The sequence below is a fragment of the Streptomyces sp. R-07 genome (assembly GCF_049913175.1).
In the GTDB taxonomy this organism is placed as follows: Bacteria; Actinomycetota; Actinomycetes; order Streptomycetales; family Streptomycetaceae; genus Streptomyces.
On record NZ_CP183978.1, the window covers coordinates 381,158 to 396,466 of the forward strand.

Genomic DNA, 15,309 nt, shown 5'->3' on the forward strand with positions numbered 1-15,309 from the left:
GGATGGCGGCGCCTGGAGGACTCCTGGCGCCGAAAGACCTGCGGGGAAGAGGAAGGGGGCCCTTCGGCCCCGCACGTCAGGTGGTCGTCGCGAACGTGCCCAGCCGCAGCGACACCGTCCCTGTCGTACCGTCGGTGACCCGCACCGCCGGCCTGTAGTAGTCACCGCCGCCGTAGCCGAAGTCCGGATAGTTCCACTGCGTGTCGACGAACAGAGCCCGCGTCGCCGCGGTGGCCGACAGGGGTCGGAAGGCGTCCACGAGCGGAAGGATGCCGGACGAGGAGGGGTTCTTCCCTCCGGTGACGACCAGGCGGATGGTGTGCTGCCCCTCGCCGAGGCCGGTCCTGCGGTAGACGACCTGCTGGTACTGCTTGGCGGGCGCGTACTGGTCGACGGTGACGTCGAGTCGGCCGTCGACGAACACGTCGATCAGACCGAGGTTGGGGCCGTGGCCTCCGAGCCACTCGACGCCGGTGCCGGCGAAGGTGAACTCGCACCAGTCACCCGCGGTGAACGAGAAGGACTCGGTGTCCCCGAAGTCGTCGTGCGTCCACCCCTCGCCACGCGCGTGCGTCCATGCGCCCTGGTACGTGATGCTCGGGTCGCTGTCGTCGATCCACCGGGGCGGGGTCCGGTCGACCCGGGCCGCGACGCTCCCGTCGGACTCGACGCGCACGCCGGTGCCGTCCGGGCGGGTCAGCGCGTAGGTGTGGACGGCGGAGCGCAGGGCGCGGAAGTCGTTGCTCTCCCGGCCGGCGTCGTCCTTCCCGTAGAGGAAGTACGAGTGCGTGTCCTGCGACCAGCTCCATCCGGGCCGCTCGCGGTAGACGGATCCCGCGTGCTGCGGCACCGCGAGCGCGGTGCCCACGGGGCGGCCGATGTGGTCGTCCGGGTACACCGACCACAGCGAGCCGGCGCGCCAGTCGATGCGGTCGGCCGCGTCGGGGGCGCCGAAGCGCACGCCGAGTTCCTTGTAGCCGCTTCCTGGCTGCTCGGACAGTGCCTTGGCGATGGTGTACGTCGTGGTGAGCAGTCCGGTTCCGTCGACCGTGACGTCGAAGACGACAGGGCTCGCGCCATGGCTGCCCGAGATCGTGACGACGGTGGTGCTCGCGTCCGTCCGGCGCGCGCTGATCGAGCCGAACGTCCATGCCGGCACCGATCCGCCTCGGACGTGCAAGTGCGGGCCGTCGGTGAGCACGGCCGTGCCGCCGTACTCGGCCCGGGTGATCAGGCCGGTCGTCTTGCTGAAGGCGACGGAGAAGCCGGCGCCGGTCAGCGTGATGCCGGTGTCGCTCTCCTCTATGGCGGGCGCCGGGCCGGCCGGGCGGGGCAGTGCCGGTGCGGCCACGGGACCGATCGGCAGGGCATAGGAGTCGACCAGCCGGTCCCGGTCGTCGACGAAGTCGAGCTTGAGCACCTCGCCCTCGGTCCAGGAGCGGTACGGGATGCTGAGCTTGCCGCTCGCTCCCGGCTTGAGGTCGATGCCGGGCATCGTGCCCTGGGCGTCGCCCACCCGCCACCGGACGGTCAGTTCGGAGAGATCGGTGAAGTCGAACCAGTTGGAGACCGGCACGGTGAGGGGGGTACGGGCCTTCTGCCCGAGCAGCGGCGCGTCGGGCACCCGGACGGGCGAGTACGCCTTCTTCGCCAGCCAGTACTCCGGCTTCTGCCGCCGCCAGATGTCGACGAGGCCCCATTCGGCGGTGCCGGAGACCTCTCCGGGGAGCGGGAACACCTCGTCGACGCCGCCCCAGATCGCGCCGCCGGCGACTCCGTAGGTGTCGTGGACCTTGGGCCAGAACCGGGAGATCGTCTCGCCCCAGAAGGTGCGGACGCCCGGGTCGTTCTTGAGGTCGTCGACGTTGTACGCGGGCAGGTGGGCGTACTCGTCGTAGAGCGACGGCTTGGCCGTCTCGCCGCCCAACTGGCCCTTCACGTCGGGGTAGTGGGCCGTGAAGATGTCATAGTTCGCGCCGGTGGAGTACGTCTCGGCGTGGCTGTAGACGGCGGGCCGCGAGGGGTCGGCGGCCTTCAGGTAGTCCCACTGGGCCTGTGGGTTGGCGCCCCAGCCGATGTTCTCGTTGCCCATGGACCAGATGAGGACGCAGGCGTGGTCGCGGTCCCGCTCCACCATCTCGGCGAGCTGGCCGAGCCAGTCCTGCTTGAACGCCGGGTCGTCGAGGAGGTTGTCGTGGCCCTGCTGGTTCACCCAGCAGACCGCGGTCTCCTCCTCCACGTACATCCCGTACCGGTCGGCGGCGTCCAGGAGGGCCTCGGTGGGCGGGTAGTGGGAGGTGCGGATGAGGTTGACGTTGGCCTCCTTGAACAGGCGCACGTCCTGCTCGTCCCACCGCCCGGTGGCCCCCCGGCCCATGGTCGGGCTGACCTGGTGGTGGGCGACGCCGCGGAGCTTCACCTCGCGGCCGTTGACGAGGAGTCGCTTGCCGTCGACCCTGATCTGGCGGAAGCCCACCTTGCGCGTCACGGTGGACCCGGCGCCTTCGGGCCCCGCCGTCAGCTCCAAGGTGTAGAGGTTCGGGTGTTCGGCGTCCCATTTGAGCGGGGCGGCGACCTCGAGGTCGACGTGCGTCGCCCCGTCGAGGGTGAGGGAGCGGCTGAGCACCTCGGCCCCCGTCGGGTTCCTCAGGACAAGCCGTACCGGCAGTGTGCCGCCGCCCGCCGGCGTCAGCCGGAGCCCCAGCACCGCGTCGCGGTAGCGCGTGTCGAAGGTCGTCGACACGTGGACGCTCGTCAGGTGTCCGGCCGGCACGGCGATCAGCCGTACGTCGCCGAGGATGCCGCCGATGCGGTGGCGAGCGTAGAAGGTCTCGTACGACAGGTCCTGCCAGCGGTCGGTGACGCCCACGGTGACCCAGGCGTCCGTCCCCGGGGTGACGTGGTCGGTGATGTCCGCCTGCCAGCTGGTGAACCCGCCGCGGTGGTCCCGGACGTGAACACCGTTGATCCAGAGGCGGGCGTCGCTGTACACCCCGTCGAAACGCAGGACGATCCGCTGCCCGGCGAAGTCGGCGGGCACCGGGACCTTGGTCCGGTACGCGAACTCCTTGTCCTGCGGCACGTCCACGCCCTGCATGGCGGGCTCTCCGGGCACCTCGATCCGCGGCCAGCCCGAGGAGTCGACGTCGTCGCGCCAGAACTCCGCGGGCGGTTCGACGGCGATCGACCAGCTGCCGTTGAGGCTCAGCACCGGCTCGCGCACCCCCGCGACGGTGTCCGGCACGGGCGTCAGGGTGACCGTGGGCTGCGGCAGGGTGCCGGCCGGGGTCCCCGCTCCCGCTCCGCCGACGGTCCCGGGGACGGCCGTCGCTGTCCCGGAGCCCAGCGGGCCGGCCACCACCCCCGCCACGACGGCGGTTCCGGCCATGAGGAAGGTACGTCTGCGCGTCAAATCTCTGCTCCTTGTGAGACGGAGTGTTCCTGCCGGTTCGCGGGCTCCTCAGGTGGGGAGGCCGATGCGGCGTTCCTTGTTGCGGCGCTGCTGGATGGCGACGGCGATGACGAGCAGCGCGCCCTGGGCGACGTTCTGCCAGAAGGTGTTGATGCCCTGGACGGTGAGCCCGTTCTCGAGGGCGCCGAGCAGGGCGACCGCGAGGAGGGTGCCGCCGATGCCGCCCTTGCCGCCCTTGAGTGCGCAACCGCCCAGTGCGGCGGCGGTGATGGCCTTGAGTTCCAGGCCCTCGCTGCCGGACACGGGCTGTCCCGATCCGGTGCGTGCGGTGAGCAGGACGCCGGCGACGGCCGCCACCACGCCGCAGAGGGAGTAGGCGGCGATGAGGTACTTGTTGAGGGAGATGCCGGCGAGGCGGGCCGCGGTGTCGTTGCCGCCGATGGCGTAGAGGTTGCGGCCGATGTCCGTGTACGTGAGGAGGACGTGCACCGCGAGCGCGACGACGGCCAGGATCCAGATCATCACCGGCAGTCCGGCGATCTTCCCACGGCCGAGGAAGACGAAGACGCTGTCGTTGAGGACGTAGCCCTGTGCGCGGCCGTCCGAGACGAGCTGGGCGATGCCCTTGTACGCGGCGAGCCCGGCGAGCGTCGCGATGGTCGGGTTGACCCGCCCGTAGACGATGATCACGCCGTTCAGCACGCCGGCGAGGGCTCCGATGCCGAGGGCCGCGGCGATGCCGACGACGGCGCTGGAGCCCGTGGAGGTGAACGCCATGGCGCTGACGACGGAGGCGAGTCCGGCCTGGGAGCCGACGGAGATGTCCAGCGCGCCGCAGATGATGACGACGGTCTGGACGACGGCGAGGAGTCCGACGAGGGTCGCGGCCTCACCGATGACCTGCATGTTCGACCAGCTGAGGTAGTTGTCGTTGAGCGACCCGAACAGCGCGAGCACCACGACGAGGGCACCGGTCAGGCTGAGGTTCTGTCCGCCGACCGCGGCGATCCGGAACCGGCGGCCGGACAGGGCCGGCGCCGGAGCGTCCTCCGTCCGGTCCGGCGTACGGGAGACGGTGGTGTCGGTCATCGGACTGCTCCAGGGGCGATGGCGGGGGTGGTGAGGTCGTCGGCCATAGCGAGGCCGAGGATGGCCTCCTCGGTGGCTTCGGCCCGGCTCAGTTCGCCGGTGATCCGGCCGTTCTGCATGACGGCGATGCGGTCCGCGAGGCCGAGCACTTCAGGGAGTTCGGAGGAGATCACCAGCAGGGCGACGCCGCTGCGGGCGAGGTCCGCGATGATCTGGTAGATCTCGGCCTTGGCTCCGATGTCGATGCCGCGGGTGGGCTCGTCGAGGATCAGCAGCCGGGGCGCGCCGGCCAACCAGCGGGCGAGGACCACCTTCTGCTGGTTGCCACCGGAGAGTTTGCCGGTCTCGTGCTCGATGGAGGGCGTGCGGACCCGGAGCCGGTCGGTGTATTCCTGGGCGACGGCCCGCTCCTGACGCCTTCTCACGAACCGGAGGCGGCGCAGTCCTTCGAGGCTGACGAGTGAGGTGTTGTCCCGGACGGAACGCTGGAGGAACAGCGCCTGGGCCTTGCGTTCCTCAGGGGCGAGCCCGATACCGGCCTTGATGGCGTCCTTCGGGCCGCGCAGGGAGAGGCGGCGGCCGTTCATGCTGATGCTGCCGGAGCGGATCGGGAGGTCTCCGGCGATCGCGCCGGCCAGTTCCGAGCGTCCGGCGCCGATGAGTCCGGCGAGGGCCACGACCTCGCCGGCCCGGATCCGAAGGTCGACGCCGGTCACGTCGTCGGTGGTGACGTCGTGGAGTTCGAGGACGACCTCGTCCCGTGCGACGTCCTGGCGGACGAAGAGCGAGGAGAGGTCGCGGCCCACCATGAGCCGGACGACCTCCTCCTCGTTCGTCGCCGTGGCGTCCAGCACACCGGCCACCGCACCGTCGCGCAGCACGGCGACCCGGTCGGCGAGCCGGAAGATCTCCTTCATCCGGTGCGAGACGTAGATGACGGCGATGCCTCGGGCGCGGAGGCGGCCGATGAGCGCGAACAGCGCCTCCACCTCGTGCTCGGACAGCGAGGAGGTGGGTTCGTCGAAGGCGATGATCTTGGCCTCGCCGGTCAGCGCGCGCAGGATCTCGACCAACTGGCGTTGTGCGGCGGTGAGTTCGGAGCCGAGTGCGCCGGGGTCGATGACCTTGTCGAAGCCCAGACGGGTGAGGTCGGCCGAGACGCGGCGACGGAGTTCCGCACGGTCCAGGACGCGTCCGCGCTTACGGGGCAGGGAGCCCGCGTAGACGTTCTCCGCCACCGAGACGTGCGGGATGATCTCCGGTTCCTGCGGAATGATCCGGATGCCGGCCCTCATGGCGTCCTGAGGGGCGGCGAACGCGACCGGCTGGCCGTCGAGGAGGACACGGCCCTCGGTGGGCTGGTGGTCGCCGGTGAGGATCTTGAGCAGGGTCGACTTGCCCGCACCGTTCTCCCCCATCAGCGCGGTGACCTGCCCTGCGGGAAAGTCGAGCGTGATGCCGCCGAGCGCCTGGACGGCCCCGAACCGCTTGACGACGTTCTCGACGGTGATCACCGCGCCGGGGCGGTCGGTGGAGGGTGGTGTGGGCTCCGGTGATGCGGCGCCGGGTTCGTTCATGGGGGCCTCGCAGGCTGGAAGCGGTCGGCTTCGGCGGTGGCAACGGGGGTGAGGGCGCCGCACCGGTCGGGGCGCGCCGCGGTGGCGGTGCCCGGGCTGCGACGTCAGTGGCGGTGGCGGTGACTGCCGGCAGGCCGGCGTGGCGGTCACGGAGCAGCGCCACGCCGGGCGGACAAGGAGCGTCAGATCAGCCGGTCGGTCGGATCAGCCGGCCGGTGTGAGGCGCCTGGTCAGCTGCACGTGACCCCGGAGGACTTCCAGTTGGCGGCGTCGACCATCTTGGTCGGCGCGAAGGCCTCCTTCGGGAGGTCCTTGCCGCTCTTGAGCTTGTCGTACATGGTCTGGACGGCCAGGGCGCCGACGTCGGCGCCGTTGATGAAGAGGGCGGCCTTCATCCCGGACGGCTTGCCCGAGCTCCAGTTCTTGCAGGCCAGGTAGGCGCCGAGGCCGACGCCGATGACGTCGGAGGCCTTGAAACCGGCGTTCTCCAGTGCGGTGACACCGCCCTGGACGTTCTCGTCGTTGCAGCCCCACACGATCCAGTGCTTGACGCCGGGGTTGGCGGTGACCGTTGCCGCGATCTTGTCCTGAGCGCCGGTCGGCGTATTGTCGGTCGGGACCGCGATGTTCTTCACGTCCGCGCCCGCGCCGTCCCGGAAGGCCTTCTCGGCCGCCTTCACCCGATCGGTGCAGACCGTGACGTCCTGCTTCCAGGCGGAAACGGTCCGCGTGTCAGTGGCGCTCCAGCCGGCCTTCTTGAACTCCTCGGCGGCACGCTTGCCGACCTCGCCACCCATCTGGGCACCGCTGAACCCGATGCGAGGCACCAGGGCGTCGGGAGCGCAGGCGGCAGGATCCGGGCCGGTGGTGCAGATCTGGTCGTCGGAGGTGAGCAGCGCGACCTTGCCGTCCTTGGCCGTCTGGACGAGCTGGGGGCCGACGGCGGGATCCGGGACGACGACGATCAGGCCGTTCGTCTTCTGTGCGATGGCGGACTGCACCTCGCTGATCGTCTTGTTGGCGTCGTTGCCCAGGTTGACCACTCTCAGGTCGATGCCGAGCTCCTGGGCCTTCGCCTCGGCCCCCGCGGCCTCACCGATGAAGTACTCCTGGTCGCCCTGCTTCTGCAGATACGTCAGGGAGATCTTTCCCTCGACCTTCGCCGTGTCGTCGCCACCCGGCTTCACGGTGTCCTGGCCACTGGAACACGCGCCGAGCGCCAGGGTGACGACCGTTCCCAGAGCGACGGCTGCGGCACGTCGGCGGCTGCGATGAGTGGACATGGAATTACTCCTTGAGAGACGGCTCGAGAAACACACGACGGCGTGCGACCGGCGACACTTCGCCGAACTCACGCGAATTCAAAAGGCTCGTGTCATCCCTGCACGCGCTTTCCGAGTCCGGGAGGCGACGCCCGCCTCACCGGCGGCACTCTTCCGTCGGCGAATCAACTTCGCACATGGTTGAACACAACAACTCAAGAGTCAACATGCGTGCACCCAACAGGCCGAATTCCAGGCGGAGTTCATGATCAGCGACACACCTGCTCCCGGACCCGGGCAGCACGAAGGAACCCACGCGGGGACGCGGGCGCCCGGATTCGCACGACAACGCACCCGGAAGCCTCATGTGCCGGAATGTTCCTCCGGGATGAGGCGCGGTCGGTCGGTCATGCCGTACGCAGAGTGTGCGAGGGACCTGCGCACGCGTGAAGAGCTCGTGGTGTCGGATTCCGGCATGGCGGAAAGAGGACAGACCCCGCCCATGAGGACCCCGACGACCCTCGTGCCGGCCATGCAATAGTTCGAATGTGTATTCACTTCAAGGAATTGGCGCCAGTGCGACCGCCGAGGACGTCTACCTCTCCCTCGTCGAGCGTGGCCCGACGACGGCGGCCGAGCTCGCGGATGTCCTGCACGTGACCCCGCACGCCATGACCGCGGCGATCGGTGAACTCACCTCCCTCGGCCTGGTGGCCCCGGACGACGCGGGCCACGTGGCCAACCCGCCGCGCGCCGCGCTCGACGCCCTGGTGGAGAGCCGGAGCAGGGAACTCGCCACGCTGCGCGACGGTGTCGAGGAGCTGACCCGGTTCTGGCACGACCACCACGCGGAGAGCGCCGGCTACATCGAGATCGTCCGCACGGAGGCGGGCCGCACCGCGATCGGCAGACGCTTGTACGACGAGGCCACAGAACAGATCCGCGCCCTGACGATCGGCTACAGCGGCCGGTCGGCACGCCCCAACATGATGGCCCCGGGCTGCGGGGAGGCACTGTCACGCGGTGTCAGGACCTCGGTCGTCTACGGGTCCCAGGTCCTGCACGACAGGACCGCCCGGGAGGCCGTTCAGAACTCCATGGACCTCGGCGAGCAGGCTCGTGTCTTCACCGGCGTCCCTCTGAACATGGGCATCTGCGACGACCGCTTCGCCCTCGTGTGTCCCCCGGCGGGCGACTGGGATCGCCGTCACCACATCGTCGTGCGGCGATCGGACCTCCTGGAGGCGTTGATCGGCGTCTTCGAGTCGTACTGGCAGATCGCCGTCCCGCTGCCCAACGCCCTCGACACGGCGGACGACACCGGTGCGCCCCCCACGGCCGAGACCCGTCAGCTCCTCACCTGTCTCAGCGCCGGCCTCACCGACGAGTCGATCGCCCGCGAACTCGGCGTCAGCGAACGGACCGTGGGCCGCCGCATCACCCGCCTCCAGGAGCTGCTGGGCGCACGGACCCGCTTCCAGCTCGGCGTCCAGGCGAGCCGTCACGGCTGGCTCTGAGGACAGGATCCCCCGCGATAGCCCCCCGTCCCGCTACTACCTGGGACCGAAGGTGTTGAGGAACACCACCGGCTCGCCACCGAAGCGCCCCGACGCGTCGAGGGCGATGAGCGCCGCGAGCGCCTTGGCCGTGTACGTCGACTCCAGCTCCAGACCGGCCTCGGACGCCGCTCGCTGCAGCGCACGCGCTCCGGGCGCGGTCGGGTGGGCGTAACCGGCGCCGAGCCAGCCGCGCTCCGTGACGACGTCGGCAGGGCCGAGCCCGGCCTGCGGGAGGTCCGCCCCGCGCGCCCGCAGAAGTGCCTCGGACTTCCCCGCCAGTCCCGCGAGCGCCGCACTGTCCAGGCGGAGGGTGTCGTTGACGACGATTCCCCTCACCCGCGTCCGCAGGCCGGCAAGCCTCAGGCCGAGGGCCAGACCGGCGGCCGTACCGCCCGATCCGACCGCCGCCACGATCCAGCCGGGCTCGGGCAGCAGCCCCCGCGCCACTTGATCGGCCAGCTCGAGCCCGCACTCGACGTACCCCAGCGTCCCCAGCGGCGAGGACCCGCCGGCCGGGAGCACGTACGGGGGCGTGAAGCCGTGTGTGTGCCGGGCGACCAGCCAGGGCAACGAGAGGACCAGCCGGGTCTTGGTCCGCGGAAAGTGCAGCACGGCGCCGGAGGCGCGCAGCCGCTGGAGCTGCGCCCGGACATGCGCGTCGACCGGATGGTCGATCAGCGCGAGAGCGACGTCGAGGCCCTGCTCGCGAGCGTAGAGCGCGGCCGCCAGGCCCCAGTTCGTACCGAGCCCGCCGACGGTGAGGATGGTCCGGGAACCCCGGCGCCGCGCCTGGGGCAGGAGCCACTCCAGCTTGCGGACCTTGTTCCCGCCCCAGCCACCGCTGCCGTAGCCACTCTCGTCCTTCAGCCAGACCGGGGACCGGAAGCCGAGCTCGTCCAGGAGGCGCACCGGTGTCGGCCCGTCTCCCAGCGGAAGGTACGGCAGTGAATCGGCGAGGACCGGCCAGTTCCGGTGGAGCATGGGACGGCTTGGCATGGGGGCACAGTAGAGCACCCGCTCGACGACGTCTCCACCTCCGGCAAGCCTCGTGGAGACGCCACGGCCGAGATCAGGACCCGGGACCTCCGGGGCGGCCAGGCGGGCCGTCGTAGCCCTTCACCTCGCGTCCGAACGGCGGACGCGGCTGGCACGGGTGGCCATCGAGGGGTGGGACGTGCACCACACCGGCTTGACGTGCGCACGGGCGGGACTTAGCTTCGCCTTACCTAACTTATGCCGTCCATACGTCCGGAAGATCAGAGCATGTCCAGAACCGCGCAGGAGCTCACCCCTTCCTGGCTCCTCACCGCCCTCGGGCTCGCCGCCACCGCCTGTATCGCGGCAGCCTGCTGGACCGCCGGACACGTCCACGCGGACGCCTCCCTGCTGACGGTCGCCCGCTTCGCGCACGTCGGGTTCCTCGTCGTCGGGCTCGGCGCGGTCCTCGCCGTCGACTGGTTCGCCGTGCTCTGGCTCACCGGGAAGCGGCCTCTCGCCGGTGTCCTCGACACGGCCGTCGCGCTCCAGACGCCGATCTGGACCGGCCTCGGCGGGCTCGTCGTCTCCGGGCTCTTCCTCCGCCCCGACCTCCACTCCCCGCTGACCCTGGTCAAGCTGGGGCTCGTCGTCGCCGTCACCCTCAACGGCCTCTGGGCGCACCGGCTCGGCCAGCTCCTGGCGGCCCACCGCTCCGGCACCGTCCCGCGCCGGCTGCTGGCCTTCTCGGGCCTGGCCGCGACCGTCAGCCAGACCGGCTGGTGGGGCGCCTGTCTCATCGGCTTCCTCAACAGCCAGCCCTGACGGCCCCCACCTCCTGACCGCTTCTCAGGCCCCGGCCACCACCCCCGTTTTGGTTTGTCGCACGATCATCAATACGATCCGGCGATGATCACGAGAAAACGGCTGGCGACCGGGGCCTGCGCGCTGCTCGCCGCCCTGAGCGCCGTGCTCCTGCCGACGAGCGCGGCCGCCGACGAGCCGGTGGCGAAGGAATCCCCCAAGGTCGAGCTGGTCCTCGACGTCAGCGGCTCCATGCGGGCCAAGGACATCGACGGCAAGTCCCGCATGGCGGCGGCCAAGCAGGCCTTCAACGAGGTCCTCGACGCGGTGCCCGAGGAGGTGCGGCTCGGCATCCGCACCCTGGGCGCCGACTACCCGGGCCAGGACCGCAAGCAGGGCTGCAAGGACACCCGGCAGCTCTACCCGGTCGGCCCGCTCGACCGGACCGAGGCCAAGACCGCGGTGGCCACCCTGGCCCCGACGGGCTGGACCCCGATCGGTCCGGCGCTGCTCGGCGCCGCGGACGACCTCGGCGAGGACGGGGCGACCAAGCGGATCGTGCTCATCACGGACGGCGAGGACACCTGCGCCCCGCTCGACCCGTGCCAGGTGGCCCGGGAGATCGCGGCCAAGGGCATCCACCTCGTCATCGACACCCTGGGCCTGGTGCCGGACGCCAAGACCCGCCAGCAGCTCACCTGTATCGCTGAGGCCACCGGAGGCACCTACACCTCGGTCCACCGCACCGAGGAACTCTCCCACCGCGTCAAGCAGTTGGTCGACCGCGCGGCCGACCCGGTCGTCACCCCCGTCGCCACCCAGGGCGCGGTACGGTGCGACAAGGCGCCGCAGCTGAAGCCCGGCCTGTACACGGACCGCGAGTCCTTCGGCGAGCACCGCTGGTACCGGGTGGACCTGCTCCCCGGCCAGGAACTGCGCGCCTCCGTCAGCGTGTCGGCCGACCGCGCCGTCAACAACGACTACGGAGTGCTGCTCCGCGCCGTCACGCTCCACGGCCGTGAGATGGTCCGCGGCTCCGAGGCGGGCGACGGGCGCACGGACGTGATCTCGACCGGACTGCGCTACCCGAAGCCGGAGGCCGACGACGGTCCCGGCGACGCGAAGCCGGCGGCCGAGACGGTCTGCCTCCAGGTCAGCAATTCCTTCTCCGCTCCCCCGTCGGTCAAGACGACGCCGGGCATGCCGGTCGAGCTGACGGTGGACGTCGTCGACGGCCCCTCGACCGCGTCGGACGTCGCCTCGTTCGGTCTCGGCCGCGGCTGGTGGCTGCTCGGCACGCTGGTGCTCGCCGGCTTCCTGGCCGGCCTGCTCTGGGGCTGGCTGTCCCGCTGGCGCTTCGCTGTCTGGAGGACCCACTGATGCGTACCGTACGCATGCTCGCCACGGCCGCGCTCGCGGGCGCGGCCCTGCTCGGCCTCGCGGCCCCGGCCGCCCTGGCCGACTCGCCCAGCGCCTCGGCCTCCCCCTCCGAGGAGGCCGGCCCCACCGAGGCCGGCACCACCTTCCGTACCGCCGCCCGCTTCCTCCCGGGGCAGCAGGCCACGGCGCAGGCCGCCACGGGTGACTACCTGTACTGGGTCTTCCCGGCGGACACCGGGGAGCGGCCGACCGTGAAGGCCACCGTCACGCTTCCCGACGCGGCCCTGCGGCACGGGCCCGCCACCTGGCGGGTCGACGTGTACGACGGGCTGCGGAGGCGCCAGCCTTGCATGTACGGGATGCAGTCCCGTACGGCGGCGAAGGAGGAACCGACCGTGGAGCTGGCCTGTGTGCTGCGCCCGGTCCGGGCCTCGGCCGACGCCTGGGCGAACGACCCGCTGCCCGGCAGCTACTACGTCCGGCTGACCGTCACCGGCCTCCCGGACGAGGACCTCGGCCAGCCGTTCACCGCCCGGATCGGGGCCGACGTCCTCGACAAGGGCGGCGCCTACGCCACGGACGGCTCGCTCGCCGCGCCGCTCGTCCCGGGGGCGACCACCGCCGACCAGGCGAAGGCCGACGAGGACGCCGGCCGGAAGACGGCCGTCGAGGCGGCGGCCCCGGAGGACGGCTGGTCCTCCGGCTGGTGGTCCGACCGCTGGATCTGGACCCTGGTGGGCGGCGTCCTGGCCGCGCTCGCGGGCATCGGCGGCTACGTCCTGACGCGCGGCACGGGCCGCCCGTCGCGGGTACCGCCGGCCGTCTGATCCGGCCCGGAAGACACGGAGGCCCCCACCGCGCGCGGTGGGGGCCTCGGTGCGTCCGGGTGGGACAGGCGGGCTTCACCCGCGCGCCGGGAAGCCGTGGGCGCGGGCACCGGTCACGACGGCGACCACCGGGACGAGCAGGACCAGGACGCTCCACGGCAGGGCGCCCGCGCCGAGCCCGTCGAGGAGGAGACCGCCCGCGACACCGCCCGCCGCCATGGCCGCGTTCCAGAGGCTGACCAGCATCGTCTGCGCCGTGTCGGCGTCGTCCCCGCCCGCCTCGGCGACGGCCGTCTGCAGGAGGGTGGGCGCGCCGCCCCAGCCGAAGCCCCACAGCGCGGCGCCCACGAGGACCAGGGCGGTGCTCGCGGCGGGGACGGCGAACACGGCTGCGGCGACGGCGAAGAGGATCGCTCCGGCGAGGGTCAGGGCCCGCAGCCTGCGGTCGATGTGACGGCCCGTGAACCAGATCCCGGCGAGCGAGGCGGCGCCGAAGACCAGCAGGACGAGACCGGTGGAGCCGCCGAGGCCGAGGTGGTCCAGGTAGGCGGCGACGTACGTGTAGAGGACGGTGTGGGCCAGGACGAGGGTGAAGGTGACGGCGAGGACGGGGAGGACGCCGGGGACCTTCAGGGTGCGGGCGACGGGGGCGCGACCGCCGGTCGGCTCGCCCGGCAGGTCCGGGACGGCGAGCGCGATCCAGCCGAGGAGTACGACGGCGATCACGGTCATGGCCGTGAAGGCGGCGCGCCAGCCGACGGCGTCGCCGAGGAAGGTGCCGGCCGGGACGCCGAGGGAGAGCGCCAGCGGGATGCCGGTCATCGCGACGGCCACGGCGCGGCCCTGGAGGTGGGCCGGGGCGAGGCGGCGGGCATACCCGGCGAGCAGGGCCCAGGCGACGCCGGCGGCGACCCCGGCGAGGAACCGGGCGCCCATGGTGAGGGCGTACGAGGAGGAGACCGCCGTGACCGTGTTGGCGGCGGCGAAGCCGGTCATCGAGGTGAGCAGCAGCCGCTTGCGGCGCCAGCCGGCGGTGCGGGCGGCCAGGGGTACGGCGGTGAGGGCCGTCCCGAGGGCGTAGCCGGTGACCGACTGTCCCATGGCGGCCTCGCCGACGCCGAGGTCGGCGCTCATGCCGGGCAGGACTCCGGCGGGGAGGGTCTCGGTGAGGCTGGTGACGAAGACGGCGGTGGCGAGGGCGAGGAGCGCGGGCAGAGGCAACCTGCCCGATTCGGGGCGGGGTTCGGGGTGATGGCGGTGGGCGGGCGCGGAGGTGGCGGGACCGGCCGCCACTGTCGTGTCGTGGGTCATGTCCGTATGCTCGAACCCTCACATTGATGTGAAGGTCAAGCGATTCCCTGGAGGGGGCTTCCCATGCGGATCGGCGAGCTGTCGGAGCGGACCGGAACACCGCGCAGGCTGCTGCGCTACTACGAGGAGCAGGCTCTCATCGTCGCGGACCGGCTGCCGAACGGCTACCGCTCCTACGACGAGTCGAACGTGGACCGGGTGATGCAGATCCGGGGGCTTCTCGACGCCGGCCTGCCGACCCGGATCATCAAGCAGATCCTGCCGTGCCTGAACAAACCCAGGACGATCCACTTCCCCGACGCGACCCCGGAGATGCTGGAGACCCTGGAGAACGAGCGGGACCGGATGACCGACCGGATCCGCTGCCTGACCCGGAACCGGGACGCGGTGGCGGAGTACCTCGACGCGGTACGGGAGAAGTTGACGGCGTAGCCCGTACCCGCTTCGTGACCGCGACCGCGCCGTGCCGCGCGGCTGCCGTAAGGAACTGGAGACCACGCCGGCCCTGCTCCAGTCGCCCCCCCCTCAGGCCGGGTCGACGAGGACGACCGGCACGTCGCAGTCCTGGACGACCCGGACCAGCAGGCCGGCCGGCTGCTCACGGGAAGAATGCCTTCGTGGCGCGAACCCGTCTCACTCCATCCGGCGGGCGCCCTCCAGGACGGCCTGCCGGATGCGGTGGTAGGTGCCGCACCGGCAGATGTTGCGGATGGTGTCGAGGTCGGCCTCGGTGACCTCGCGCCCGGCCTCGCGCGCCTTGCGGACGGTGGCCACGGCGGCCATGATCTGGCCCGGCTGGCAGAAGCCGCACTGGGCGACGTCGAGGTCGAGCCAGGCCTCCTGCATGGGGTGGAGTTCGGCGCCGACGGTGTCCGGGAGTCCCTCGATGGTGGTGATCTCGTCGGTCGGCGCGAGGGCGTCGACGGGTACGGCGCAGGGGGTGATCGCCTTGCCGTTGAGGTGGCTCGTGCAGGCCCGGCAGACGCCGACCCCGCAGCCGTACTTGGGGCCGGTGACGCCGAGGACGTCGCGGAGGACCCAGAGGAGCCGGACGTCGCCCTCGACGTCGGCGGTGACGGCCTTGCCGTTCAGGATGAAGGTGTGCTGCGGCAC

At 71.5% G+C, this 15,309-nt stretch carries 12 protein-coding genes; 5 read left to right on the top strand and 7 right to left on the bottom strand.

Annotation, left to right across the window (positions count from 1 at the left end; all coding sequences use genetic code 11):
* Positions 1-76 precede the first annotated feature (76 nt).
* The 4 genes from ACN9M0_RS01995 to ACN9M0_RS02010 all read right to left on the bottom strand — a co-directional run bounded on the left by ACN9M0_RS01995 (position 77) and on the right by ACN9M0_RS02010 (position 7,361).
* Complete coding sequence (locus ACN9M0_RS01995; protein WP_426402993.1) at positions 77-3,412, bottom strand: glycoside hydrolase family 2 TIM barrel-domain containing protein; 3,336 nt, start codon at positions 3,410-3,412, stop codon at positions 77-79.
* A 48-nt stretch (positions 3,413-3,460) separates the two neighbouring features.
* A complete protein-coding gene (locus tag ACN9M0_RS02000; protein ID WP_366037802.1) occupies positions 3,461-4,501 on the bottom strand; it encodes an ABC transporter permease in 1,041 nt (346 codons plus the stop codon).
* A complete protein-coding gene (locus tag ACN9M0_RS02005) occupies positions 4,498-6,078 on the bottom strand; it encodes a sugar ABC transporter ATP-binding protein (RefSeq protein WP_426402994.1) in 1,581 nt (526 codons plus the stop codon). The genes ACN9M0_RS02000 and ACN9M0_RS02005 overlap by 4 nt, the downstream gene beginning before the upstream one ends.
* A gap of 230 nt (positions 6,079-6,308) precedes the next feature.
* Positions 6,309-7,361 (bottom strand): substrate-binding domain-containing protein, encoded by a 1,053-nt coding sequence (locus tag ACN9M0_RS02010; protein WP_399695282.1) that lies wholly within the window; start codon positions 7,359-7,361, stop codon positions 6,309-6,311.
* A 527-nt stretch (positions 7,362-7,888) separates the two neighbouring features.
* On the opposite strand from ACN9M0_RS02010, the gene ACN9M0_RS02015 reads away from it, so the two are divergent.
* Positions 7,889-8,857, top strand: coding sequence for a helix-turn-helix transcriptional regulator (locus ACN9M0_RS02015; RefSeq protein ID WP_366037805.1), 969 nt, complete (start codon positions 7,889-7,891; stop codon positions 8,855-8,857).
* Positions 8,858-8,893: 36 nt separating this feature from the next.
* On the opposite strand, the gene ACN9M0_RS02020 is transcribed toward ACN9M0_RS02015, so the two are convergent.
* Entirely contained in the window at positions 8,894-9,895 is a 1,002-nt protein-coding gene (locus ACN9M0_RS02020) for a pyridoxal-phosphate dependent enzyme (RefSeq protein ID WP_426402995.1), read from the bottom strand.
* Positions 9,896-10,162: 267 nt separating this feature from the next.
* Here ACN9M0_RS02020 and ACN9M0_RS02025 point away from each other — a divergent pair, with 267 nt between their 5' ends.
* From ACN9M0_RS02025 to ACN9M0_RS02035, 3 genes are all read left to right on the top strand, one after another.
* A complete protein-coding gene (locus ACN9M0_RS02025) occupies positions 10,163-10,699 on the top strand; it encodes a hypothetical protein (RefSeq protein WP_366037807.1) in 537 nt (178 codons plus the stop codon).
* 84 nt (positions 10,700-10,783) lie between these two features.
* Positions 10,784-12,058, top strand: coding sequence for a VWA domain-containing protein (locus ACN9M0_RS02030; protein ID WP_366037808.1), 1,275 nt, complete (start codon positions 10,784-10,786; stop codon positions 12,056-12,058).
* Entirely contained in the window at positions 12,058-12,885 is an 828-nt protein-coding gene (locus ACN9M0_RS02035) for a hypothetical protein (protein WP_366037809.1), read from the top strand. Before ACN9M0_RS02030 ends, ACN9M0_RS02035 begins: the two co-directional genes overlap by 1 nt.
* A 75-nt stretch (positions 12,886-12,960) precedes the next feature.
* Here the strand turns inward: ACN9M0_RS02035 and ACN9M0_RS02040 are convergent, their stop codons facing one another.
* The gene (locus ACN9M0_RS02040) at positions 12,961-14,196 is read right to left on the bottom strand and encodes an MFS transporter (RefSeq protein WP_426402996.1); all 1,236 of its coding nucleotides are present in this window, start codon (positions 14,194-14,196) and stop codon (positions 12,961-12,963) included.
* Positions 14,197-14,259: 63 nt separating this feature from the next.
* On the opposite strand from ACN9M0_RS02040, the gene ACN9M0_RS02045 reads away from it, so the two are divergent.
* Positions 14,260-14,628 carry a MerR family transcriptional regulator gene (locus ACN9M0_RS02045; RefSeq protein ID WP_366037811.1) on the top strand — a complete coding sequence of 123 codons (369 nt, stop codon included), beginning with the start codon at positions 14,260-14,262 and terminating at the stop codon, positions 14,626-14,628.
* Positions 14,629-14,829: 201 nt separating this feature from the next.
* On the opposite strand, the gene ACN9M0_RS02050 is transcribed toward ACN9M0_RS02045, so the two are convergent.
* Positions 14,830-15,309 carry a (2Fe-2S)-binding protein gene (locus tag ACN9M0_RS02050; protein WP_366037812.1) on the bottom strand — a complete coding sequence of 160 codons (480 nt, stop codon included), beginning with the start codon at positions 15,307-15,309 and terminating at the stop codon, positions 14,830-14,832.